Here is a 23,583-nt window from a genome sequence, read left to right as displayed (position 1 = left end):
TTGCGTAGAAATGGGATTATTTCTACCTGTTTTAAGGGAGGCTCGTGCCTGCGTCATCGAGTTATTTGCACCTGTTTATTTGTGCCTAACAAAGGTTGTGGCCGGGGAGGCTATTCATAAACTCGGCGGGATAGGGACAGCCTGAATTTGTTGGCTGGGCTATGAAAGGCGTAGTTTATTAGCGACACTGAGGCGAGTGTTACAGGCACAGCCTGTTATCACAATGCGAGGGTTTGATGAATACTTTAATTTTTTTTTAACTGACACCAGACCCTAAAACAGCCCAAAAACAAGTCAATTTGTTGGCGCCAACAAAAAAGCACCTCTCAAAAAAACTGAGAGATGCCTAGGTGTTTCAGTGGGCCCACCTGTCCCGATAGCTATCGGGACGAACCAGGGACCACCCGCATCGAAAAATCCAAAGACTTTCTGGTCAGATGCTCCTATATCGTATTAGTAGCTTTTCGCTTATTTCGGGGTATATTTTTAGGTTTCTGATATAGGTAGCCGACTTCATTTTCTTTATATGAAGTTCAATTTTTCGGGCCTGAGACGTATCAGAACAGTCAAGTTGGAAGTACAATACCCAATCATCGGCTTTCTTAGTGTACTTGTTTCCTGTATACTTTTTCTCTATGTGGTTCTGTAACCTTTCATGTGTTGCAAGGCTTGTAATTCCTGTGTAAAATCGATCAAGTGATTCGCTGTAGAGAATATACACTGTGGTTTTCATTGTTATCAATTTCGAAAACACGATTCAAATGACATACCTTATTCCCCAAAAAAAAAGCACCTCCCAAAAAATGAGAGATGCTTAGGTGTTTCAGTGGGCCCACCTGGGCTCGAACCAGGGACCACCTGATTATGAGTCAGGTGCTCTAACCAACTGAGCTATAGGCCCTTTAAAGGTGATATGTCTGGAGTTAAAAGGCTATCGGTTGTGCTTTCGACAAACAATCAACGAATAACCACTAACTTTGCAACCTCTTCCTCTAAAAAAGGACTGCAATATTAGATATTTGCTTTTAATTACACAAACAGGAATCCAGTGAATCTTTCAGGAATTAAGCATCTCGTATTTGATCTCGGTGGTGTCATCATCGACCTCGACATCCCAGCCACATTCAAAGCTTTTGAAGAACTTTCCGGCACGCCAATGAGTGAATGGGCGAAGGGGATACATGAAAGCCGACTCTTTCTTGATTACGAGCAGGGCCTTCTTAATGACGTAGAGTTCCGAGACGGATTGCGGGAGCTCTGTGGAGTGGATGTAGCCGACAAGGTGCTTGACAATGCCTGGAATGCTATGCTGGGTGACATTCCGATGCACAGAATCAATAAGGTTGTGGAGCTTGCTGGCACGTACCAGACCTTTGTGCTAAGCAACACCAATGGTATTCACGAACGGGCTTTTAACCAAATTCTAAAAGATTCGTCCGGCAAGTCAACACTCGACCATTTTTTTAACAAAGTTTACTTTTCGCACGTGATGAAAATGCGAAAGCCGGAAACGGAAATCTACCAGACAGTGTTAGAAGAAAATAATTTGAACCCCAGGGAGGTGCTCTTTCTGGATGATAAGCCAGAGAACCTTAAAGGGGCTGAGAAGCTTAAAATACAAACGTTTCTAGTACCTTCGCCCGATAGCTGGTTAGAACTGTTTTAGTGCATGGAAGAAATAGAGGGAAGCAGCCCGGAGCGGTCACTTCAGGAGCAAATTAAAGAGCTGGAAATAGCAGAGAAAAAGAAGGAGCAGAAACGGCTTTTTATTCATATCGGTCTTTTTATTGCCACGTTTATTTGCACCACCCTTGCTGGTGCTGAGTGGAGTAGAAACAAGTTCCTGCTATTCAGCGAAGGATACACCTGGGCTGATTTCGTGGCTGGCATGGAGTTTTCCATTCCTTTTCTCACCATTCTTACCTTTCATGAGTTTGGGCATTATCTCACCGCCAAATACTATAAAATCAAAGTTACCCTGCCTTACTACCTGCCGCTTTGGCTTGGGTTTCTAGAATCGCCCAGTATTGGCACCATGGGCGCTTTCATCAATATCAAAGGTAAAATTAAAACCAGGCAGCAATACTTTGATATTGGCATTGCCGGGCCGCTGGCAGGTTTCGTTGTGGCGCTATTTGTGCTTTGGTATGGCTTCACGCATTTGCCGCCACAGGAAGATATTTTTCAAATTCACCCTGAGTACGCTCAGTATGGCCTGGACTACCCTAGTCATGTATACAACGATTCTACAGCATCTATTGGCCTGGGTAACACCATCTTGTTTGATTTCTTTAAGGAGCATGTGACCACCCAGCCCGAGCTGTTGCCTCACCCTAACGAGATCATTCACTATCCATGGATACTGGCTGGCTACCTGGCGCTGTTTTTCACAGCACTCAACTTGCTGCCCATTGGCCAGCTCGACGGAGGGCATATCGTTTACGGCCTGCTCGGGCTCAAAAATTCAAGGCTGGTGTCAGCCGGCCTCTACATCGCCTTCATCTTCTATGCGGGACTGGGGATAGTTACGCCTTTTATGGACTGGACTGCAACAACCACTTTTTTCATGATGCCGGTTCCTAACCTCTTCGCCATTCCTGTGTATATCTATTTTCTGAAGTGGATCATGCAAAGCCTGACAGAAAATGATCTGAACCGGTGGATGGTAGCTGTAGGCATCTTCACAGCTCAGTTTGTGGTTTCATTCATCTTCCCAACTGTAGAGGGTTACAGTGGCTGGCTGCTTTATGGGATCATTCTCGGCAGGTTCATCGGTATTTATCATCCACCCGTGCCTCACGACCAGCCTCTCGACTTCAACCGCAAGGTGCTCGGCTGGATTGCCCTTATTATTTTTGTGATTTGCTGGAGCCCCAACCCTTTTACGACCTAGTTGAGAACAGCCTTTGGGAAGGTTTCAATAAATGCCTGAACTCCTCCCTCAAGGTTTTTCACAACCAAAAACCCATGCTTCAACAGGTACTTTGTACCTGTTCGACCTCTGGTGCCTGCTTTGCAATGGATCACAATCATTTTGCTCTTCCAGGAAGCAATCTCTTTTAGCCTGAAAGGAAGGCTGTTCAATGGGATGTTGAGGCCGCCTATGTGGTATTCTTCGTATTCCCATTCTTCTCGTACGTCCAACAGTAAAAAGTCGGCTTTGGAATCAATTAAGGTCTTCAGCTCCTGGGGGAGGATTGTCATTGGCTGGGTCAGTTGGTCAGTATCAGTTTAAATGTGCTTTTCCTGTTTTGGAAAATGTACTGCACAAAATAAAGACCTTTTGGTAAGTGAGTCAAATCGATTGACCACGGGTGTTGGTCTTCCATCAATTGAACAGGGAAAGCTTTTCCTGAAACATCCGCTATGAAAACAGCTTCCGGCTTTTCTGAGAAGTATACTATGCCCTCACTCGGGTTGGGGTAAATGGTTAATTCTTCGATGGGCTTTTCATTAAGGCCTGTCACCGACCTGAACGGTACATTCTCGAATACTGGCCTGATCATCAGGCTCCCATCCGTTCTGTCGTTTTGCACCCAGCCGTTGCCTACGTTGAAGTAAATCCTGTCGCCAGTATTGTTGTTCTTATCCAGCCCTATGCCCACAAAGTTGTCGGTGTACTGCCGGTAACCAATGTAGAAGGTGTCGCTTACCACAACCGGTATTTCAAACTTATAGCGCACAAACTGGTCAAGCTCCTCTGTGAACTCCACACTCACCCGCTGCAGTGCCAGCAAGGTCGGATTGATATTGGTGAGCGTTTTCCATGCAATGATGTCCAGTGGCTGGCCATCGGCAAACGGTGCTATCCTGGGGAAGTGAATATCAATCGCTGTGAGCGTGTCTTGCGCCAATGCCGCTACTTTATAGGCAAGCTGCCCCCGGCTTTGGTTGATGCCAGCGGCATATTCTGCAGTGCCATCGTCCCAGGCGGTGTAGTCTGAAAATGAAAGACTAATACTTGTCGTATCGTTGTTTCTATAGTTGATATTTTCAAAATAGGTGGTGTCGGCTGTCAGGGGGTCAACCCTGCTTATGAGGTATTTGTCTCCCGTTTTAAGAAACAAATCCATATTTAGAACGACCGAGTCCTTCTCTTGTAAAAATGCTTTGATTGCATCAGTGTCGACGGGCGAACTTGTGATTGTTCGCCTTTCAAGCCCCTGGGGTATTGGATCTACTACCTGATTTTCATCAACAGAAGAAACAATTTGTCCGGTGCTGGCTTCCACAATCTGAATATTGTACTCCACAGGCTGCAGTAAAGCATCCAGGTTGAAAAATTCAAATGAGCTCGTGCCTGATAGCCTGTCGGCGGCCGACTGGAACTGGCCTGGGGGTAATGCGTAAATACCTTTCAATGGCGATAGTGGGGCAGCAGAGAGGGCTCTGTCGAAGTAGGTGTTATTGGACGGGCTTCGGTTCTGGTTGAGGTAGATGTAGTCAATATGCCAATGATCAAACGGCCCTGTTTGTTTGTTGAAACTCTGAAACCTGAAACGAAAGCCCTCGTGGTAAAACTCAGGCTGCAAAATAGGTATAAACTGCTGCGTAAAGTCTTCCTTCAGGTTTTCCTCGCCACCTTTCAGTATCCACTTTGTTACCCAAACACTATCTCTGCTCAGAAACTGGAGGCGCAGTGAGTCTTCTGTGTTGGGAATTTCTCCCAGGCCCTTTATTTGCCAGAAGAAGCTCAGGTAAACTGTGCTGCGGAGGTTCGCAGGAATAACCGACAAATCGATGGCCCTGGAGGTGAGGCTGTCTGCTGGCCCCACGAAGTTGGAAGTGGGGTTGTGCGGAATGCCACTGCTGTTAAGTCCGTCAAATGATGCCACTCCAAGAGTAGGAGGGTGCAACCCCAGCGTGGCATTTACCCAAACGTCCTTACTATTCACCCACCATTCGCTGCTTGGCTGGCCGCTGTAGCTCGAAAAGTCGTCCCAAAACGGGAGCTGAATGGTGTCATCGGCATCAAGCGTTCTTCCGGAAGCCGAATACTTGCTATTGGTTGGGAAGGCGATTGGTTTTTGGATAAGCTGGGCAATAGCGCTATGGCTTCCGGCCACAAATGCTGCCAGGAAGAGAATGCTTTGTAGCCATCGCCCTTTTTCTATCATTAATTGAATCTTTCTGGCTCCGTGCCTACTATCCAGAGGTCTATGTAGTCGCCTATTTTGATCTTTTTGTCAGCCGAAGGTGATTGTTTAAAAACGGTGCCCAGTGGCATTGCCTGTTCCTGGTAGGAAACTGTGCCGTCAGCACTTTTTACTTCTATCGTCGCTTTGCCATCTTCTTCATAGTGAACATCACCTACCTTAAGGCCCTGTCCAATAACGGAAAATTCAGCGTCTTCATATGTAAGACCAATTAAAGTTGGGACATTAAACACCTGGTTGCCAAGGCCGTCTCCCACAATTAAATCAATTTTGGCTCCTTTTGGCACCGAGGCTCCTTCGCTGACAGGCTTGCCCTGGTAGAGCTGTTTGAGTACTGCGTTTAAGGCCATGTCCGATGCGTACGTAATTTCTCCCAGCAGAAGGTCGTAGCTTTTGAGCACCACCTGCGCATTTTTTACGGAGCCATCTACCAGCTGAGGCATCCTTACCTTGGGTGGCTCTTTAGCATTCAATGAGATATATATCTTTCTATTTTCCTTTACCTTCGAGTTAGGCAGTGGAAACTGCTTGAGTACGGCCAACGGCGGGTATTGCGACGAAAAGCCAGAGTCTTTATTGATCTCAAAACGCAAATTCCGGTCAGTCAGGAATTCATCCAGCTCATCCAAAGGAATCCCTTCCAGGTCAGGCACTGTGATGGTTTCGCCATGGTTGGTGGTGTTGGGCAGATAGACGTAAAAGAACCCGAGCAGGAACACGACGGCTATGGCCACCATCAGGGCTAACTGGATCAGCACATCTTTCCATGAGTTGAATTGAAAAAGTGTCATTTGCTACTGTTTAGGTCAGGCTATAAGTTTTTGTCGCTGCATACCGTATGTCAAGATCGCATCAATGAACTCATAGGGTTTGTAGCCATTGATGGCCGATTGGTGGAAAATACAGGTTGCAGGGGTCATTCCAGGTAATGAATTAATTTCAATAATAACGGTTTCTATCTTGCCATCCTCATAAATACGTACAAAGGCATCGATTCTTGCATAGCCCTCAATGTTTAAAATCTCAGCTACTTTTTCCAGGTCTTTTCTTACCTTTTCACTTACCCGCTTATTTTCTTCAAGTGTTTTACCAAACCTCGCCGGGGTGATGTTCTGCCCCTCTCCGGCCAGAAACTTTTCTTCGAGTGAAAGCACGTCGCCAGTGGCCAGGGTTTCCGAAGGCTCGAACACCTCATATACTCTGTCGCCATTGTCGTTGATGCTGGTGAGCATGCCACCGGTGACTTCTAAAAAGTGTGCGGCACCATTCCTGTCTATCAAATCTTCAAGCAAAAAGTAACTCTTCTGAGGAAACTCCTCGTTGTCCTTCAGCTTGAGCACTTTCTGCTGAGCAGACAGAAACTCCGGTGTATCTCTAAACATCATTTCGGCAAAAGCGCAAAGCTCCTCCTGGTTTCTGATTTTCTTCACAGCTGAACTGCAGCCATCATCAGCCGGCTTGGCAATCAGCGGATAGGTAAAGTTCTTCTCAAGCTCGGCAATGGTTTTGGCAGGATGCGCCAGGTATTCCTCCTTGTAAACCAGCGTGTGATTGGCTACGGAAATACCATGTTTCATCAGTAACTCGTTGGTTTCATATTTGTTGATGGTAATGCGGCTGCTGTCTACGCCCGATCCGTTGTAGGGAATGCCCAGCTTCTCCAACTCCACCTGCACGGCACCGTCTTCGCCGGGCCTGCCATGCAAGGCGATAAACACTGCATCCACCAAGCCTGATAAGTCTTCGTAATTGATTCGCCGGTATTTCAAAATAGTGCCGGGAGCATAGGTGTTGGTGATTCCGCTAGCTTCAGTTTTTATATGTCCAATGACCGGATGCTCACTTTTGGATGCGGCCGCATGAAGCTTTTCTCTTATATCATCGGCGTTGTCTTTGAGCATGATATTCACCGGAAGTAGGTAGAGCTCATGATTTTCTTCGTTGCCAGTGAGGAAAATCGGCACCGGGTGGTATTTTGTGGAGGAGGCCAGCTTTTCAAAAATATTCCTTCCACTTTCCACGCTAATATGCCTCTCAGAAGAGAAGCCACCCATGATCACACCCACACTGATTTTTTTGACCTCTGAAACTGCCAAAAGCTGGATCTCAGTATCCAGTTTTTTGAGCAGCCCTTTCATCTGGTGGATCATTTTGCCGGTTTTTATTCTGGCAGCCAGGGAGGTGCGAATGATGTAAGTAAGAAACTGCGACGGGTTGAGCCCTATTTCAGCAGCCTGGTGAAAGAAGAACGACGATGGTAGCATGCCCGACGTCGTATTCGGGTCGTTGAGGAAAATGCCTCCATCCTCGGTGTAAAACCCATCTATGCGGGCGTATACCTGACAATGCAGAGCGGTGAAGAGTTTTTCACACTGTTCACGAATTCTCTGAATGTCACCATCGGGTAGTTCAATCGGCGTTATTTTCCGGCTAATGCCTGGCAAGTACTTCGATCGGTAATCGAAAAGGTCTTTGATTTTTCTGATCTCAGTAGGGGGCAATGCCATCGGCGCACCGTTTTCATTCTCGATAACTATGCACGAAAACTCCCGGCCTTTGATGAAAGCTTCCACCAGCACAGTTTCCTCAGCGTGCTGACTGGTAAGCTGAATAGTATCTTTTCTTGTGGAAGCAAGCTTGTCGAGTTTCACCCAAAGTTTTTCAGGGTGGGTTATCCATTCACCCTCCATCATCACCGGAAGCCCTATGCCCTCTCTGATGTCTGTAAGCTTTATCAGCTCCGTTCTTTTCTCATCGTTGGCAAGTGTAGCCCACCAGCTCAAATCAATCTCCTCAATGAAAAAAGCCCTGTTCATGCCGTCCGCAAAGTCCTCGATAGAGTCCTTGTCGATAATAGCCACGCCAATGGTCGACCCCTGATTAGGTGCTTTGATCACCAGCGGAAGCTTCAGCTTCGATTTTAGAGAATCGAAGACTGCTTTTTTATTGGCTTCTTTTAGCCAGGCATCTCTGTTGAGTAGTTCGTAAGCAGGCGTAGAGAAGTCGTTCTTTTCTAAAAGGTCTTTTTGGACAACCTTATTCACTCCAATGGCCGAAGGCAAAATGCCTGAGCCGGAGTAAGGAATATTGTACCACTCTAAAAGCCCCTGGATGTTACCATCTTCTCCAAAAGGGCCATGAAGTGCCAGAAAGGCAAAGTCGATAAGTGTTGGCAATTCTTCGGGGCTAACTTTGCGGCCAACATGCGAGGCAGCGCTCAATGCAAGGTTGTGATCTTCTGCCGCCAGCGACTCAATATAGACCTGAAAATGATGAGGGCTTGGTGGAAGCAGAGACACGGGAGGGTAGAAGTCCCGAATAGTACCTTTGTACACATATTGCCAATCGAGCTCTATGATTTGCCCCAGGCTGTCAATGAAAAAGAGCACTGGCTCAAACAATGACTTATTGAGGTTGTCGTAAACGGTACGTCCTCCCGCAAAGGATATTTCTCTTTCCCTGGATTGTCCTCCAAAGAATATTCCTACTCTCATCTTTTAAATTTAATAATTACAGCGGTCACTGGTGACTTGAAACAAAATTACGCAACCGAAACGATTTTCAATGCCTGATAATGACTCTTTGGGCGGTTACCTTGTCCTTCGCTATCACCTGTATCAGGTACATACCAGTAGCTTCGTTTACCGTGGTTAGCTGATAAATTTGGTTCAAGGTGTTGGGGTACTCTTTTTCAAAATATACCCGGCCTCTTACATCCTGCATTCTTAGTGTCACTGTTTGCCTTTCAGCCAGGCTAAAAGCTACGTTAATGACCTCTTTTGCAGGGTTGGGAAAAAGCCTGATCAAATCTTCGACAGGAAAAACCGGCGTTGGCTCACCTGACAGATAAAACTCTATGTCGTCCAAATACATATTGTTGCCATTGCCATTGGTGCCTACAATCGCCACCACAACACTGCTGTGTCCTGCATAGGCTGACAAGTCGATGGTTTCCCTTTTCCAGTCGTCGGAAGTTGAGGGGGCCCAAAATTCTTCAGATTCGGTAATGGCGAGGTCACTGCCACGCTTGTCGTACACCACATCTCTGAAGTTGATGCCGCAGTCCACGGATACCATCACTCTTAATCGCTCTGAACGGTTTTCTCTTTTGGCGTAAGAAAGCTTGAAAGACATTGATGCTTCGTCAACCTCGTCAAGATCAAGCACTTTCGTGGCCAACCAGAACTCATCACCGAGCACAGTCAGGTCGTACGAAGTCATTCGGGCTACTTTGTTTCCCTGGCTGAGACTTTCATCACTTTGGATTTGCCAGGTACGTCCATCGGTGTTTGTAATTCTGTGCAAAAGATTTTCTTCCACTCCCCTGTTCGAAGCAAATGTTTCTCTGAATGGTATAACGTCGGTGGCTGTTTTTACATGAAATAGCTGGGAGAAGCTATTGTCGGAGATTCGCTGGTCAGTGTTGCCATTTGGCTGGTCGAGGGCCAATTCAAGCTTATATGTACCATCTTCCAGGGCGTCAATCTCCAATGGCACGTTGATCGTTTGGCCTGTATTAATGAAGATATTGTTAACCTGTAATTCCCTTGAGTTGTTGTTAATTGTGTAAGAAAGTGAAAAGCTGGTGATGGGTTCCTTGCCAAAATTCTTGACCTCGACCGTTGGCACCGGCTGGTTGATACACGAAATGAAAGCAAGATCAGTTACTTCACTAATGCCAATATCGTAGGCGGCCAGGTTATTACTCGATATTTTTATGTCGTCAAGAAACAGGTTGTTTCCCAGCCCGTTTTGCCCGATGAAGGCGAGTTGTATCCTGTCGGCTCCTTTGAAGTTGTTAAGTGCGATAAACGCTTTTTTCCATTCGGCTGGGCCGGAAGGAATAAATGCTTGTCCGGGTTCTATATAGGTGGTGGCAAGGTCTTCGCCAAATCTTTGAAACACAATGTCGTCGTACTCGAAAGTGGCACCGCAGTCGGTCGACACCGCCACCAGCAGACCGTCGGAATTATTGACACCGTTGTGCCCATAGGCGTAATCGAAATCGATGGTAAGCGAAGGATATTTTGTTAAGTCAATGATGGGTGACAACAGCATTTCCCAGTCGCCAAATTGTGTAGAGTCAGCGCTGAAGTAGGCAAACTCTATGGCCAGGTTGGTGGCCAAGGCCTTCGGCGCCAGCGTGATGGCTGCAAAGGGCTGATCGGGGTTGTCGGCCTTCATGACCAATTGAGAACTGCTCTCCTCAAAGGTTTCCAGCATCGGCAGCGAAATCAGCCTTTGATAGCTGGCGTCTACCGACACCTTGTTGTTGCTGACATTGTTGTCCAGGGTCTGGTTGACGCTGACGACTTCAAAGGAAGTGGTATATAAACCACCCTCTTCGAGTAGCACTTCATCGAACGTGACGGTGTAGGCAGCCAGGGGGGCTAGGTTGGTGGAGATTGTTCTTGAATCCCACTCCAGTCCGTTGATAACAGCGCTGACTTCAAATTGCGTGATGATGGTGGTGCCATAGTTTCTCACTACTATCTCGGGCATAAACCTGGCGGAGCAGATGCCGCCTACCGGATTAATGATCGTTTTTATGCCCAAATCATTGGCCACAAGCGTTGGCGCCACCAGTGCTTCAGAACCTATGAGACTCCTCCTTCTGGGGCTAAACTCCAGCACAGTTCTCATCCTCTCCTTTTGATCCTTGGTGAAAATGTTCATGCACTTATCGGGGCTGTAGTCCATATAATTTTCAATCATGTCGGTAGACCCGCAGCTCGCCTTTGATAGCTCGCAGCTGCCTGATGAACTAGCCCTGTCTGCCGCTGGAGTATCGGAACAGTAATCGTCTGATCCACAGCCGCCGTCGCCCCAAATATGCCGAAGCCCAAGGTAATGTCCTATTTCGTGGGTTGCTGTTCGTCCAGTAGAAAACTCCTTTGCATTGAAGCCCTGGCCAAAGTACTCATAGTCAATGGTGACGCCGTCCGGCAGGAATTTATTAGCAATGTTGGGCTTAAGGCCGATCAGGTCTGATACTGGGAATTGCGCAAACCCTAACAGGCCCGATTTGAGGTTGGTTACCCATATATTGAGGTATTTGTCGGGCGGCCAATAGCTAACCTTCTGAAGCAAGTCTTCTTCGCCTATGGCGTAAGAGTCTTTGCCTGCACGAGCCCTTACTATACCACTGGAGGGCATGCCCTCAGGGTCTCGTTTGGCTAACGCAAATTCAATAGATGCGTCAGCTGCTACAGCCTTAAAAATCTCTCTTGTATCGGTCGTGTCTGAGTTTAATCTACGGAAGTCCTGATTGAGCAACTCAATTTGAGACAATACCTGCTCCAGCGGAATGTTCGATCCTTCGCCATAGGTCTCGCCCTGATGCAGTATGTGTATCACTACGGGTATGGTGTAAACGGCTTCAGCAGTTCTTCCATTACTCAGCCGAAGCTTACGCTCTGCTTTTTTTGTTTGAACCCACGATTCAAACTCTTTGACAGATTCTCCAATGATTGGTCTGTATTTTTCTTCCAGCTGGACGGTGCCGCACTTTTCCTGTGAAAAGGCTTGGTGGCTAACGCATAAAAAAATGCAAACAGCAAAGTCTAAAAAAAGGTATAACCTCCTGCTCATTGAGTATGTTAAAAAACGTGGATGAGAGGTAACGAGGTAATGCTAAAAATTATTTCGTCAAACCACAGCCACATTCACGGCTTCCACTTTGCTTATTTCCGGAACAGCTCTTTTAATAGCCTCTTCTACGCCGGCTTTCAGCGTCATGGCCGACATGGGGCACGATCCGCAGTTGCCGAGTAACTCAAGCTTTGCTACATTTCCTTCGTCAACGCTTAGCAGTTTGACATTTCCACCATCAGCCTCCAGATAAGGTCTGATTGAATCAAGCGCACTTTCTATGCGCCCCATCAAAGCTATATATTCAGGTGTGTCAGCAATCATTTCTTAAACATTAACTTCAACTACTTTCGTTTTTTCTTTGGCGGCATTTCTCATTGCCACCTGCTGAGCCACAGCTTGCGCAATACTATTAAAAGCATCAGCCGTTACTCCGTCTTTCATTACTGCAGGGTATCCACTGTCACCAGACTCTCTGATCGATTGCACCAGCGGCACTTCGCCAAGGAAAGGTACATTATTTTTCTCAGCAAAGAGCTTACCCCCATTTTGGCCAAACAAATAGTATTTATTGTTCGGAAGTTCCTCAGGAGTAAAGTACGACATATTTTCAATGATTCCCAGCACGGGCACATTGATCTGAGGCTGCTTAAACATGGAGTATGCCTTTTGAGCATCAGCCAGGGCTACTTTCTGAGGGGTAGTCACTACCACCGCACCAGTAACGGGCACAGTTTGCACAAGGGTCAGGTGTATATCGCTTGTTCCGGGGGGGAGATCAATTAAAAGGTAATCCAGCTCCCCCCATTCGGTGTCGCCAATAAACTGCTTTAGCGCCGAGCTGGCCATTGGGCCCCGCCACACCACCGCATTATCGGGAGGGGTAAGAAAACCTATCGATATCAGCTTGATGCCATATTGTTCTATTGGTAAAATTACATTCTTTCCATTTTTCTCTATGATACCTGGCTGCTCATGTTCGCAGTTGAACATAGTAGGGATGCTGGGCCCGAAAATGTCCGCATCAATAATACCTACGCTGGCACCGCTTCTAGAAAGCGCTACGGCTAGATTGGAAGTTACGGTGGATTTACCTACCCCGCCCTTCCCTGAAGAAATAGCGATGATGTTTTTTACGCCGGGTAACAGGGGCGCATTGTCTCTGATAGAAGTAACGTTGGAGGTCATCAAAATAGAAAGCTCCACAGCTTCTCCGAAATCAGCATAAATCACCTCCTCACACTGGCTCCTGATGAGCTCCTTCAACGGACAGGCCGGTGTGGTAAGCTCTACAGCGAAGCTGATTTTGGCGTCACCTACTTCCAGGTTTTTGATCATTCCAAGGGTCACCAGATCTTTCTTCAAATCTGGGTCGTCCACCTTGCTCAACGACTTTAATACTTGTTCTTTACTGATTTGGGACATGTAGAAAATGGCTGTTCTGATGCAAAACTGTTGCAAATTAATGCTTATACCAGCATGTAACAATGAGAAGAAGGATAAAGTTGGGAAAGCTCAAAGTTTATTAAGCGCATGGGGCTTTCAGAGGCCTTTCAACTAGCCTGAGGCGATTTCAAATCAAATTTCTGAAGGGCCACCAGAAAAAAACTCATGCCGGCAAGCATAATAAGATGAGCGAAATCGTCCCTGTTGAACCATGGGTGGATATTGATGTCGAACCCATGAACAAAGGCAGCAGAACTGAGCACCAGTACACCAATTGGGAAATAGACTAATTCTTTGTGTTTTCTGCTTAGCAGGTACCCACCTAGGCCAACTACCAAAGTAAGACCTATAACAGAATTATTTTTTGTCCACAAAAAGTCAAAGGAGACGAAGACCATACCCGCCAGCATGATGATCATTTTCAAAAGGGAAAACAGCCGTAGTCTCTTTTTCCAAACCTCTTTTTCGGCGGGGATAAAGGCGTAAATGCCTCTTTCGGCAAAGTAGACTGACAAGATGCCGGTTGTCCAGGGAAGTATTTTTCCGGTGAGCCCCCAGTAGTGGAAAAGCCCGTGGCCAAGTCCGCCGAAAAAGCCTGAAATGCCAAGGATGAGGAAGAACAAACTCCAGTTTTTGTATGGGGGAGAGGTGTTTTTACGCAGCTTAAAATACGCCATCACACCAAAAATGGTAATCAGCCAGTTCCACACAATCGCCATAGGCTCCATAATGATCAGGCCGCCCCATTCTACAGTAATCTTCTCCATTCGGGCAAAAGTAGTATCTTTTTCAAAATAGGTTTTCACCCTCTTTGATAAACGGAGCAATGCCCTTTTACCTGAAAGTATCGCCAGATAAGGATTGATGATCAACTTTGGGCGTAGTGGTTTTACCGGAGTCGGATTTACTTCGTAACTTCGTTGCCCCATGCGCATCAGCGATCATATCATTTCAGAAATACAATCCCGGATGGACATCCAGGAGGTGGTGTCCGACTATGTTTCGCTAAAGAAAAAGGGCCAGAACTTTTGGGCCTGCTGCCCCTTTCATGATGAGAAGTCGCCGAGCTTTTCTGTGGCTCCCAACAAGGGCATTTATAAGTGCTTTGGATGCGGAAAAGGTGGCGATGCTATTTCTTTCATCATGGATATTGAAGGTCTGGGGTATGTGGAAGCGCTCAAGCACTTGGCCAATAAATATGGCATTGAGGTAGAAGAAGAGGAGGCTACACCCGATCAGATCAAAGAATTCAATGAAAAAGAAAGCCTGCTGATTTTACTCGACCACGCCAAGGGCTATTACAAGCAGCTTTTGTGGGAAGACGATGAAGGGCAGGCCATTGGCTTAAGCTATTTCAAAGAAAGAGGTTTTTCGGACGAAACCATCAAGGCATTCGACCTCGGCTACAGCCACGACAAGTGGGACAGCTTCATGAAGTACGCCTCCAAAAATGGCTTCACTGAGGAAATGATGGAAAAGGCGGGCTTGGTTCTCGCCAAAGAGGATGGTAAAAAATATGACCGCTTCAGGGGTAGGGTTATGTTCCCCATCCATAATCCGTCGGGCAAGGTTATAGGTTTCGGTGCCAGAATACTCAAAAAGGCGGATAACCAGCCCAAATACATTAACTCCCCCGAGTCGCCGGTTTACCACAAAAGCAATGTCCTTTTTGGGATGTTCCAGGCCAAGCAGGCCATCCGGAACGAGGACAATTGCTATCTGGTGGAAGGCTACACCGACGTTATTTCGATGCACCAGGCGGGTGTTAAGAATGTAGTGGCATCTTCGGGTACCTCCCTGACACGTGAGCATATCAAACTCATGAGTCGCTTTACTCAGAATGTCACTACCCTTTTTGATGGTGACGTTGCGGGTATCAAAGCGAGCATGAGAGGCATTGATATGCTGCTGGAAGAAGGGCTCAATGTAAGGGCTGTCGTTTTCCCCCAGGGAGAAGACCCGGATAGTTATTCTCAGCAGCTGGGCGCTTCTGCGTTCAAGGCTTTTCTTGAAAAGAACAGTGAAGATTTTATTGCCTTTAAAACCCATCTCTACCTCAAGGATGCCGGCAGCGACCCCATAAAAAAGGCAGGCACCATTCGTGAGATTGTGGGTAGTATAGCCAAAATACCTGATGCTATTAAAAGGTTGGTTTTTGCGAGAGAATGCAGCCAGCTAATGGACATGGACGAGGCTGTCATCGTTGCCGAGATGAACAAAATGCTCATCGAACAAGGGCAGCAGCAGCAAAAGGAAAGGGAGCGGCAGCAAACCCGGCAGCGGCTGGAGCTGGACAACTCCGGTTCTGCATCTGAGAACTCATCCGATGCGACCATTTCAACGCTGGAAAGGCGGGAGGTTAATCCAAAAATGATTCAGGAGAGAGAAAGCTTGAGGCTTTTGCTCAACTACGGCCAATTTGTGATAAAAGGAACTGAGGAAGTAGATCAACTGCTTGCCGACTACTTTCTGCATGAGACAGATGAGGTGCATTTCAGTCACCCTGTGTATGCGCAAATCCTCGATATGTTTAAGAACAAGCTGGTCGATGGCGAAGTGATAGATGCGGACTATGTTTTGAAGCACGGTACCGAATTAATGAAAAAAGAAGTGATCGATTTGATCACCGAGCGACATGAAGTGAGCCACCATTGGACTGAGAAATATGACATCAAAGTAAACAGTGAAAGAAACGACCTAAAAGGCGCTACCTATGCCAATATTGTCAGGCTTAAGCTTCGGACAGTCAGGGGGGTGATCAAAGAGAATCTTGACAAATTGAAAACTGCGGAAACTGAGGCCGAGCAAGTAGAGATTATGGAGCACCATGAGGCGCTTAAAAAGGTGGAAATGGGTCTTGCCGGAATCCTTGGTGTTGTCACTGTTGGCTAAGGCCCGGCAGAGGTTCTGATTTGCCAGTATGCATATTTAAATGAACCTTTGCGGAATATTTTTGATTTTAAGAGTGTTAAAAAATTAGCAGACACCCCGAAGGGTGCAATTAGCCCGATGCAAGAAAATATAGAGCTCGATAAAATAGAGGACGCCATTGAGGCGATAAAAAGAGGAGAGATCATCATCGTAGTTGACGACGAGGACAGAGAAAACGAAGGCGATTTTATATGTGCTGCTGAAACTGTCACTCCTGAAATCATCAATTTCATGGCTACCCACGGCAGAGGCCTTATTTGCGTGCCATTGGTGGAGGAGCGATGCGAAGAGCTGGGGCTGGAACTGATGGTTGGCAAAAACACAGCGCTTCACGAAACGCCATTTACTGTGTCGGTAGACCTGAGAGGCAGGGGAGTAACCACAGGCATTTCCGCCAAAGACAGGTCGGTGACTATTCAGGCGCTGGTTGACCCAAAGGCTCAGCCGGAAGAATTTGGTAAACCCGGTCACATTTTTCCCCTAAAAGCTAAGAAAGGTGGCGTTCTGCGCCGTTCAGGTCACACAGAAGCAGCGATTGATTTTGCCAGGATGGCGGGGCTTTACCCTGCCGGCGTGCTGGTTGAGATTATGAATGAGGATGGCTCTATGGCCCGCCTGCCAGACCTTAAAAAAGTAGCCGAAAGGTTCAACCTCAAACTTGTCTCTATCAAAGACCTGATCACTTATCGTCTTGAAAAGGAGTCGCTGATAGAAAAACTGGTGGATGTGAAGATGCCCACAGAATATGGCACCTTTCAGCTTCATGCGTATAAGCAGAAAAACACAGGCGAGCAGCATCTGGCACTCGTAAAGGGAACCTGGGAGCCAGGTGAGCCAGTCCTGGTAAGGGTACACTCTTCCTGTGTTACGGGCGATATATTTGGCTCTCACAGGTGTGATTGCGGCGAACAGCTTCATAATGCCATGACAATGGTGGAAAAGGAAGGTAAAGGTGTCGTGTTGTATATGAACCAGGAGGGCCGTGGTATAGGACTGGAGGCGAAACTGAGAGCCTACAAGCTACAGGAGGAGGGAATGGATACCGTGGAAGCTAACCTTCATTTGGGGTATAAAATGGATGAAAGAGATTATGGCGTTGGTGCACAGATACTACGAGATCTTGGCATCAGTAAATTACGTTTGATCACGAACAACCCCAAGAAAAGAGCAGGTTTGCTGGGATATGGCTTGGAAATTGTAGACAACCTGGCAATTGAGGTGGCTCCTAATGAGTTTAATGAAAAGTACCTCACAACCAAACGTGATAAAATGGGTCATTTGATTTTGAAAGAGAAATAGTGGTTCGTTTTGCTTTGGAAATGTAATATTGTAGTATGAGGAGGATGGGAAAGTACTCGTTTTTTTTATTTTTTTTATTTTCTCTTTTGATCAGTAGTTCAGCCTATGCTCAGTATTTTCCTTCAGAGTATTGGCACGACGGCTGGATAGTGAATGATGATGCTGACACCCTGAGAGGGGAGATCAAATACGACCTGCCGAACGACTTGGTGCAAGTAAGAAACCGGGATCGGATCAACACTTTCTCAAGCCGCAAAATTGTCTTCATAGAATTTTACGACAAGACAACCGAAAACTACAGACAGTTTTATTCGCTGCCTTATGCAGTTAACTACGACTACAAGGTGCCAATGCTTTTCGAACTGTTGTACGAGGGCGAGCTGTCCTTGCTGACCAGAGAGGCGATAATTCAGGAAACTGTGCCGTCTGTTCAAAGCTATTCTTTTAGCGGCTATAACCAAACTAGGCAAAGGCTTGACTATAGTTTCTACTTTCTTGACAAAAAAGGCAATATAAGACTGTATAACGGGAAGAAGCCCGAGCTTCAGGATGCTATGCGTGACCGATGGTCGGAAGTAAAGCCCTTCATGAAAAAGAATCGTTTATCGCCAGATAAAATCAGAGACCTTGTGCGTATCGTGGCGTTCTACAACTCAGTGAAATAATCGACAATGGCAAAGAAGAAACCACTTATACTCGTCTCCAACGACGATGGAATAACCAGTCGTGGCATCAGGAAATTGGTGGAGCTGATGAAAACACTCGGTGAGGTAATTGTGGTAGCACCCGACAGCCCACAATCAGGGATGGGGCATGCTATCACCATCGGCGACACATTGAGGCTGGATACGGACGATATTTTTGGCGATGTAAAGGCTTATAAATGCAGCGGCACACCAGCCGACTGCGTGAAAATAGGTAAGCACTATATATTGAAAGACATCCGGCCCGATCTGGTTGTAAGTGGCATCAATCATGGAAGCAACACTTCCATCAGCGTACTTTATTCAGGTACTATGTCGGCGGCTATAGAGGCTGCCATGGAGGGTTTGCCAGCTATCGGGTTCTCGCTATGTGATTATTCACAGGAAGCAGATTTTTCTCATGTGGACGAATTCATTCTAAAAATAGCAAAACAGGCCCTTGAAAAAGGTATTCCGAAGGGTGTGGCACTAAATGTGAATATTCCGCCCAAGAGAAACGAGGCGATAAAAGGCATCAAGATGTGCCGCCAGGCAAATGCCAAATGGCAAGAAGAGTTCGATTTGCGCCACGATCCCTATGGTCGTCAGTATTTCTGGATGGCAGGCAACTTTGTGAACTTCGACAAGGGCGAGGATAACGACGAATGGGCCATTGCCAACAACTACATCTCCATAGTGCCTTGCCAATACGACCTGACCGCCCACCATGCGTTACCTATCCTTAACGACGAATGGGACTTCTAGTCTTCTGATTCAGGCACCACTACCACAGGAGGGTGGAAGAGATTGAGCTTATACTTTAAAAACAGGTTCACAGCGGGTACTCCGCTACCAACCGTTTTCCCGTAGCCTGGCACAATGAGTACGTCCGGATCGCCAGGGTTATCAGTACTGATCAAATGCCGGTAAGATGCCCTGAATCCCAGCCAGAAATTGCCTTTGAAGTTTCCTTCCGATTGAATGGAAAGTTCCAGCCAGTTTGCCTTAAGACCACCACGGGCGAAAGCTCTTTCGTAAGGTTCAAATAAACCTGAGGCACTTTCTATAGTGGTCACGCCTGAATCTTCAAAAGACGCCATGCCGTATTGAGCACCAAGCAGTAATTTATTTTTAGGGTTGATGGCCAATTGGTAGAACAGGCCAGGTTTTATGTATGTGCCGGTGGCGTTGTAGTCAGAGTTTTTGTAGGCTCCCGTTGGGTTGATGCTGCCATAGCCATAGCTGATGCTGCCGACATACTTGTTTTCAAACACAGCCTGTATGCCACCCTCGGCTTTGCTTTCGAAAGGGGTGGGCAAAGTAAGCAGCTTCCCATAGTCAAGAAGAAGGTGCAACTCCGTCAGAAATGGGTAGTCGGTGGTGTCCTTTATTTTGGCGGGCTTCATTTCCTCTTCCTCTTCGTCAGTTGCATCCACGGCCGGAAGTTCAGGTTTGGCAGTCTTGGTTGTGTCCGCCAGAGCATCCGGATTCACCCGTGTTCTTGGTGGTTTTGGTCTGCCAATATCCTGGCCGTAAGCCGACAGGCTGACCAGCACAAATAGCAACAATATGGCAGCCTTAGAAATAGACATTGATGGTAGTTTTTGTGCTCAGACAAGGGTCAGGTAATGCTTTGCAGTATACTTTCACACTGTCAAATGAAAACTTGTCGTCGGTTTTTTCAATGTTGGTGCCAATAAGCCTGGTGTAGCTCTTGGCCGTAAGGTCTTCAACAAACGAATAAGTAAGCTCCATACTATCCACTTTGCCTGCAATTTCAAAGTAATACACTTGACTGGATGCATTCATGTTTAGTGGCAGACTGAAGGTGTTGGCACTATCTGAATACGAAACTTTGTTGCCATTGGCTGTGATGCTGCTGATCAAAATTGTGCCTTTGTTAATAGCTGCCGCTGTTTTGGTGAGCGGTGTCTTTGCTGCTGCAAATGCGGCTTGTTCTGTCGAAATCTCCGTTTGCCTGGCCATGACTTCTGTGATCGCTGCCTGCACTGAATCTCTTTCGGGGATCAGATCATTGTTGCCTTCAGTAATTTGCTTGTTGAGGGAAGTTAGTGAGGTGTTGAGTGCCGAAAGCTGAGTAGTAAGAGCTGTTTTTTCCGTAGTTAAATGTTTGACAGCAGTGTCGATCGCTGCAATGGCCGAATTAATTTTTTGCAGACTGTCAATGTTGAAAAACCTGACTTTTACCGCTGGCTCTTTTTCGTAAGGTTCTACCTCGCCAAGACAAGACCACAGCAAGGTGCCTGCCAATAGGAAAAGAAGAATTTGCAAATAGTTTATGTTTTTGCCCAGCTTCATAGTTACTGCGGATCGACATCAAAAATAACGGATGTCTGGCGGAATATTTTATCCTGTTGCAATTCTTCCACCTTTTGAGTCAGGAATTCTTTGGCCTTGGGGATAGAAATGCCTCCTTTTTCCAACTTGATGGTAATTTCCTGATGGTACTGATTCCGTATCCTTGCTATTAACGGTTCCTGGGGGCCAAGTATTCTATGGCCTCCCAGCGAACTTTGAATACTTTTCAAATAGTGGTTGGCGGTTTCCCAAACCAGTTGTTTGTCCTGGTTTCGGAAAAGCACCCGTATCATTCGCACAAATGGTGGGTAGTGAAAGCTTTCCCGCTCCATGATTTCCATTTGATAGAAACGTTTGTAGTCGTTCGTTTTCACCAGGTAGAAAACAGGTTGCTCAGGGTTGTTGGTCTGAATGATCACTTTGCCATTATTTGATCGCCGGCCAGCCCGGCCACTTACCTGTGTCATCATTTGAAAGGCCCGCTCATGAGAGCGGAAATCTGGAAAGTGGATGATGCGGTCGATGTCCAAAATGCCCACCAGCTCTACATGGTCAAAGTCGAGGCCTTTGGTGATCATTTGTGTGCCTACCAGCACATCGATTTCGCCATTTTCAAAGTTTTCGATGAGTTGTTCGTAAGTACTTCTCGTACGGGTCGTGTCGTAGTCCATTCGGCTGATGCGGCCGGTGGGGAGTAACACTTTTAGATCATCTTCCAGCTTTTCCGTACCGAAACCAATCGTTTTTATTTTGGCCGAACCGCACGCCTCACAATGCGACGGAAGGGGTTCACGAAAGCCGCAATAATGACAGAGTAGCTCCTGGCGGTACATGTGATACGTCAAGCTCACTGAACAGTTGGCGCATTTTGGGATGTGCGCACAGTCTTCACAGTGAAGGTAAGGTGCATATCCCCGGCGGTTTTGGAATAGGATCACCTGCTTGTTTTCTTCCAGGGTTTGCTCAATGGCTTGCAGCAATCCCGGCGACAGGTCGCCGTGCATTCGTTTTTTCTTTCGCTCATCTTTCAGGTCAATGAGGGCAGTTTCCGGCATTTGTACTTCACCAAATCGGGTTTCCAGTGTTACCAGTCCGTACTTTTCATACACGGAATTGTGGTAGCTTTCTACAGATGGCGTGGCGGAGCCAAGTAGGATTTTGGCGTGATGAATCTGACCCAGCATGATGGCTGTGTCACGGGCGTGGTAGCGGGGCGCTGGATCATATTGCTTGTACGACGATTCATGCTCCTCATCGATGATGATGAGAGAAAGGTTGTTGAAGGGCAGGAAAACTGATGACCGCACACCTACGACTATTGGGAATCGGCCGGAAAGCACGCCGTTCCATACCTCAACCCGTTCGTTGTCGGAGTACTTGGAATGATAAATACCGATTTTGTCGCCAAAGACCTTTTTCAGGCGGCGAAGAATCTGCGCTGTGAGCGCTATTTCAGGTAAAAGGTAAAGCGCCTGAGCTCCTTCGTCCAGCACTTGCTGAAGCAGTCGAATATAAATCTCCGTTTTGCCGCTGCCGGTAACGCCGTGCAAGAGTACCGTTGATTTCTTTTCAAACAGGCCGTGAATTTCTGAGAGCTTCTCTTCCTGCAATGAGGTTAGCTCAGGAATAACCGCTTCCTTCTTTTTTGGCTCGCCAAATCTTGAAATCACTTTATCAAATTCTTCGAAAACCCCATTTTTTACCAAAGTACCTAGCGATGAAGTAGAAAGGCCTGATGAAAGGAATTGTCCTTTTGGGACTCCCAACTGGTTTCTTTCTTTCAGTTCATTCACAGGCACTTCTCTCAGGTATTTCATTACCAGCTCAAGCTGCTTTTCCTTCTTCTCCAGTTTTTGAAACAGCGCTTCCAGCGCCAGCAGATCGTTTTCCAGCGATGCTTGCAGCCTTACTCGCCTTTCCTTTTTTGGCTTGTATTTTTCTATCAGCTGTTCAAATATCAGAATAGCTCCCTTGCCTGTCAGCGATTTGATGAGGTGATAAATGTTTTTGACGCCGGTGATCTGCGAAATCTCGTCATAGCTCAGGTGTTCTTTTTCTTCCAGGGCTTCTACCACCTTCCATTCTGAGTCAGAATAGGTGTGATTGCCATCATCCGCATCGAAGTCCGGGTGCTTCTGCACCATCGATTTGCTGCTGAGTTTTAGCCCAGACGGAAGGGCGGCGTTAAGCACCTCGCCAGGTGTGCACATGTAGTAGCTGGCCATCCACTGAATGAGTTGGAGCTGCTGATCAACAATTACGGGTTGGTCGTCCAATACATCCAGGATTTCACGGGCATCGTAGTTTTGTGGTTTGTTGCCATGAGTTTGAACGATAACACCGGTCAGGACTTTCTTTTGCCCAAAAGGGACAATTACCCTCCTGCCAGGCTCGGCTTTATCAGCATGCTCCGCCGTTACCTCGTAGGTAAACAACCTGGGGATGGGTACAGGGAGGAGGATGTCGGCGAAGGATGCCATCAAATATTTACGAATGGATTTACAATCGTGAGTGAGTCGTCAATGACCTGACCGTTTTGTAAATCTTCGGAGTAAAGCAACGTGCAATCAGACTCAATTGCCGAGGCAACAATAAGGCTATCGAAAAAAGAAAATTTATATCTGGCCGCTAGCTGACATCCCTTTAGAATCGTAGTATCAGTATTTGTGAAAACCTGGTTGTTTTGGCAACATTCGATAATGGCTTTTTGCGCATCATCAAAGCTGAACTGAAATTTCCGACTGATGATATTAGTGAATTCCTGAAGTACCTGCGTACTAATGATTGAATTGAAGTTGGTAATCAAATTTCTTGAGGCCGTTTGTTTCTCTATTTCATTTTTAGAGTAAGCGTATTTTAAAATATTGCTGTCCAGAAATATCTTATCGTTCATTGGCTTCATTACGGTCAAATCTGAAACCGGCAGTGTCAATAGAAATGGCAGAGAACGAAACTTTCTTGGGTATTGTCTTGTCTCTCTCCACTCCTTCATTTTTCTGGAAGGCAATTACTTCTACTTCCGTACCAACATAATCGGCAGGTACTTCGATTGAAATCTGCTGCTTTTTGGGGATCAAACTGGTTCTTACCATAGTTTTTAGTTCATTAGCCTGCTTACCAAAGATAGCCAAAATACTCCAAATAGTGAGTTACTGCCC

20 protein-coding genes and 1 tRNA gene are annotated in these 23,583 nt (G+C 46.6%); 6 read left to right on the top strand and 15 right to left on the bottom strand.

Annotated features, from left to right (window positions below; all coding sequences use genetic code 11):
• Positions 1-433: 433 nt before the first annotated feature.
• Both RIG68_RS17780 and RIG68_RS17775 read right to left on the bottom strand, forming a co-directional pair.
• The gene (locus tag RIG68_RS17780; RefSeq protein ID WP_350125225.1) at positions 434-733 is read right to left on the bottom strand and encodes a GIY-YIG nuclease family protein; all 300 of its coding nucleotides are present in this window, start codon (positions 731-733) and stop codon (positions 434-436) included.
• A 94-nt stretch (positions 734-827) separates the two neighbouring features.
• A tRNA-Ile gene (locus RIG68_RS17775) sits at positions 828-901 on the bottom strand.
• Positions 902-1,048: 147 nt separating this feature from the next.
• Between RIG68_RS17775 and RIG68_RS17770 the strand changes: the two genes are divergently transcribed.
• Both RIG68_RS17770 and RIG68_RS17765 read left to right on the top strand, forming a co-directional pair.
• The gene (locus RIG68_RS17770) at positions 1,049-1,666 is read left to right on the top strand and encodes an HAD family hydrolase (protein WP_350125222.1); all 618 of its coding nucleotides are present in this window, start codon (positions 1,049-1,051) and stop codon (positions 1,664-1,666) included.
• A gap of 3 nt (positions 1,667-1,669) precedes the next feature.
• Positions 1,670-2,893, top strand: coding sequence for a site-2 protease family protein (locus RIG68_RS17765; protein ID WP_350125219.1), 1,224 nt, complete (start codon positions 1,670-1,672; stop codon positions 2,891-2,893).
• Here RIG68_RS17765 and RIG68_RS17760 read toward each other — a convergent pair.
• The 8 genes from RIG68_RS17760 to RIG68_RS17725 all read right to left on the bottom strand — a co-directional run bounded on the left by RIG68_RS17760 (position 2,890) and on the right by RIG68_RS17725 (position 14,122).
• Positions 2,890-3,204: a rhodanese-like domain-containing protein gene (locus tag RIG68_RS17760; protein WP_350125216.1), complete on the bottom strand. Its 315-nt coding sequence runs from the start codon at positions 3,202-3,204 to the stop codon at positions 2,890-2,892. The genes RIG68_RS17765 and RIG68_RS17760 overlap by 4 nt on opposite strands.
• An 8-nt stretch (positions 3,205-3,212) precedes the next feature.
• Positions 3,213-5,117 carry a T9SS type A sorting domain-containing protein gene (locus RIG68_RS17755; protein ID WP_350125213.1) on the bottom strand — a complete coding sequence of 635 codons (1,905 nt, stop codon included), beginning with the start codon at positions 5,115-5,117 and terminating at the stop codon, positions 3,213-3,215.
• A complete protein-coding gene (locus tag RIG68_RS17750; RefSeq protein WP_350086269.1) occupies positions 5,117-5,947 on the bottom strand; it encodes a PASTA domain-containing protein in 831 nt (276 codons plus the stop codon). Before RIG68_RS17750 ends, RIG68_RS17755 begins: the two co-directional genes overlap by 1 nt.
• 15 nt (positions 5,948-5,962) lie before the next feature.
• Positions 5,963-8,650, bottom strand: a complete 2,688-nt coding sequence (locus RIG68_RS17745) for a D-alanine--D-alanine ligase family protein (RefSeq protein WP_350125210.1) — start codon at positions 8,648-8,650, stop codon at positions 5,963-5,965.
• Between the two features lie 67 nt (positions 8,651-8,717).
• Positions 8,718-11,747 (bottom strand): M43 family zinc metalloprotease, encoded by a 3,030-nt coding sequence (locus RIG68_RS17740; RefSeq protein ID WP_350125207.1) that lies wholly within the window; start codon positions 11,745-11,747, stop codon positions 8,718-8,720.
• A gap of 57 nt (positions 11,748-11,804) precedes the next feature.
• Positions 11,805-12,071 (bottom strand): NifU family protein, encoded by a 267-nt coding sequence (locus RIG68_RS17735; RefSeq protein ID WP_350071962.1) that lies wholly within the window; start codon positions 12,069-12,071, stop codon positions 11,805-11,807.
• A gap of 3 nt (positions 12,072-12,074) precedes the next feature.
• Entirely contained in the window at positions 12,075-13,172 is a 1,098-nt protein-coding gene (locus tag RIG68_RS17730) for an Mrp/NBP35 family ATP-binding protein (RefSeq protein WP_350125204.1), read from the bottom strand.
• Between the two features lie 128 nt (positions 13,173-13,300).
• On the bottom strand, positions 13,301-14,122 hold the full coding sequence (locus tag RIG68_RS17725) for a DUF6962 family protein (protein WP_350125201.1): 822 nt from the start codon (positions 14,120-14,122) through the stop codon (positions 13,301-13,303).
• On the opposite strand from RIG68_RS17725, the gene dnaG reads away from it, so the two are divergent.
• The 4 genes from dnaG (at position 14,121) to surE (ending at position 18,871) form a co-directional block, all read left to right on the top strand.
• Positions 14,121-16,085 (top strand): DNA primase, encoded by a 1,965-nt coding sequence (gene dnaG / locus RIG68_RS17720; protein WP_350125198.1) that lies wholly within the window; start codon positions 14,121-14,123, stop codon positions 16,083-16,085. The genes RIG68_RS17725 and dnaG overlap by 2 nt on opposite strands.
• 117 nt (positions 16,086-16,202) lie before the next feature.
• Positions 16,203-17,423, top strand: a complete 1,221-nt coding sequence (locus RIG68_RS17715; protein ID WP_350125195.1) for a bifunctional 3,4-dihydroxy-2-butanone-4-phosphate synthase/GTP cyclohydrolase II — start codon at positions 16,203-16,205, stop codon at positions 17,421-17,423.
• Positions 17,424-17,509: 86 nt separating this feature from the next.
• Positions 17,510-18,088, top strand: a complete 579-nt coding sequence (locus tag RIG68_RS17710) for a hypothetical protein (RefSeq protein WP_151997151.1) — start codon at positions 17,510-17,512, stop codon at positions 18,086-18,088.
• A gap of 6 nt (positions 18,089-18,094) precedes the next feature.
• A complete protein-coding gene (gene surE, locus RIG68_RS17705; RefSeq protein ID WP_317489990.1) occupies positions 18,095-18,871 on the top strand; it encodes a 5'/3'-nucleotidase SurE in 777 nt (258 codons plus the stop codon).
• Here surE and RIG68_RS17700 read toward each other — a convergent pair.
• From RIG68_RS17700 to RIG68_RS17680, 5 genes are read right to left on the bottom strand one after another with little or no spacing between them, the layout of a single operon-like run.
• The gene (locus RIG68_RS17700; RefSeq protein ID WP_350125192.1) at positions 18,868-19,698 is read right to left on the bottom strand and encodes a DUF6048 family protein; all 831 of its coding nucleotides are present in this window, start codon (positions 19,696-19,698) and stop codon (positions 18,868-18,870) included. The genes surE and RIG68_RS17700 overlap by 4 nt on opposite strands.
• Positions 19,685-20,398, bottom strand: a complete 714-nt coding sequence (locus RIG68_RS17695; RefSeq protein WP_350125190.1) for a hypothetical protein — start codon at positions 20,396-20,398, stop codon at positions 19,685-19,687. Before RIG68_RS17695 ends, RIG68_RS17700 begins: the two co-directional genes overlap by 14 nt.
• A gap of 29 nt (positions 20,399-20,427) precedes the next feature.
• Entirely contained in the window at positions 20,428-22,905 is a 2,478-nt protein-coding gene (gene priA, locus RIG68_RS17690; RefSeq protein ID WP_350125789.1) for a replication restart helicase PriA, read from the bottom strand.
• The gene (locus tag RIG68_RS17685) at positions 22,905-23,318 is read right to left on the bottom strand and encodes a PIN domain-containing protein (RefSeq protein WP_350125188.1); all 414 of its coding nucleotides are present in this window, start codon (positions 23,316-23,318) and stop codon (positions 22,905-22,907) included. Before RIG68_RS17685 ends, priA begins: the two co-directional genes overlap by 1 nt.
• Positions 23,308-23,517 (bottom strand): hypothetical protein, encoded by a 210-nt coding sequence (locus RIG68_RS17680; RefSeq protein ID WP_350125185.1) that lies wholly within the window; start codon positions 23,515-23,517, stop codon positions 23,308-23,310. Before RIG68_RS17680 ends, RIG68_RS17685 begins: the two co-directional genes overlap by 11 nt.
• Between the last annotated feature and the right edge of the window lie 66 nt (positions 23,518-23,583).

The sequence above is a fragment of the Imperialibacter sp. genome, from assembly GCF_040222385.1.
Classification (GTDB): domain Bacteria; phylum Bacteroidota; class Bacteroidia; order Cytophagales; family Cyclobacteriaceae; genus Imperialibacter.
The sequence above is the reverse complement of the archived record's forward strand: the minus strand, read 5'-3'. Positions and strand labels throughout refer to the sequence as shown.

Bases quoted from the DNA above. Each gene is read 5' to 3' on its own strand.
- RIG68_RS17780 (WP_350125225.1), bottom strand. From the start codon at position 733: ATGAAAACCACAGTGTATATTCTCTACAGCGAATCACTTGATCGATTT.
- RIG68_RS17765 (WP_350125219.1), top strand. From the start codon at position 1,670: ATGGAAGAAATAGAGGGAAGCAGCCCGGAGCGGTCACTTCAGGAGCAA.
- RIG68_RS17760 (WP_350125216.1), bottom strand. From the start codon at position 3,204: ATGACAATCCTCCCCCAGGAGCTGAAGACCTTAATTGATTCCAAAGCC.
- RIG68_RS17755 (WP_350125213.1), bottom strand. From the start codon at position 5,117: ATGATAGAAAAAGGGCGATGGCTACAAAGCATTCTCTTCCTGGCAGCA.
- RIG68_RS17750 (WP_350086269.1), bottom strand. From the start codon at position 5,947: ATGACACTTTTTCAATTCAACTCATGGAAAGATGTGCTGATCCAGTTA.
- RIG68_RS17745 (WP_350125210.1), bottom strand. From the start codon at position 8,650: ATGAGAGTAGGAATATTCTTTGGAGGACAATCCAGGGAAAGAGAAATA.
- RIG68_RS17740 (WP_350125207.1), bottom strand. From the start codon at position 11,747: ATGAGCAGGAGGTTATACCTTTTTTTAGACTTTGCTGTTTGCATTTTT.
- RIG68_RS17735 (WP_350071962.1), bottom strand. From the start codon at position 12,071: ATGATTGCTGACACACCTGAATATATAGCTTTGATGGGGCGCATAGAA.
- RIG68_RS17730 (WP_350125204.1), bottom strand. From the start codon at position 13,172: ATGTCCCAAATCAGTAAAGAACAAGTATTAAAGTCGTTGAGCAAGGTG.
- dnaG (WP_350125198.1), top strand. From the start codon at position 14,121: ATGCGCATCAGCGATCATATCATTTCAGAAATACAATCCCGGATGGAC.
- RIG68_RS17725 (WP_350125201.1), bottom strand. From the start codon at position 14,122: ATGGGGCAACGAAGTTACGAAGTAAATCCGACTCCGGTAAAACCACTA.
- RIG68_RS17715 (WP_350125195.1), top strand. From the start codon at position 16,203: ATGCAAGAAAATATAGAGCTCGATAAAATAGAGGACGCCATTGAGGCG.
- surE (WP_317489990.1), top strand. From the start codon at position 18,095: ATGGCAAAGAAGAAACCACTTATACTCGTCTCCAACGACGATGGAATA.
- RIG68_RS17700 (WP_350125192.1), bottom strand. From the start codon at position 19,698: ATGTCTATTTCTAAGGCTGCCATATTGTTGCTATTTGTGCTGGTCAGC.
- priA (WP_350125789.1), bottom strand. From the start codon at position 22,905: ATGGCATCCTTCGCCGACATCCTCCTCCCTGTACCCATCCCCAGGTTG.
- RIG68_RS17685 (WP_350125188.1), bottom strand. From the start codon at position 23,318: ATGAACGATAAGATATTTCTGGACAGCAATATTTTAAAATACGCTTAC.
- RIG68_RS17680 (WP_350125185.1), bottom strand. From the start codon at position 23,517: ATGGTAAGAACCAGTTTGATCCCCAAAAAGCAGCAGATTTCAATCGAA.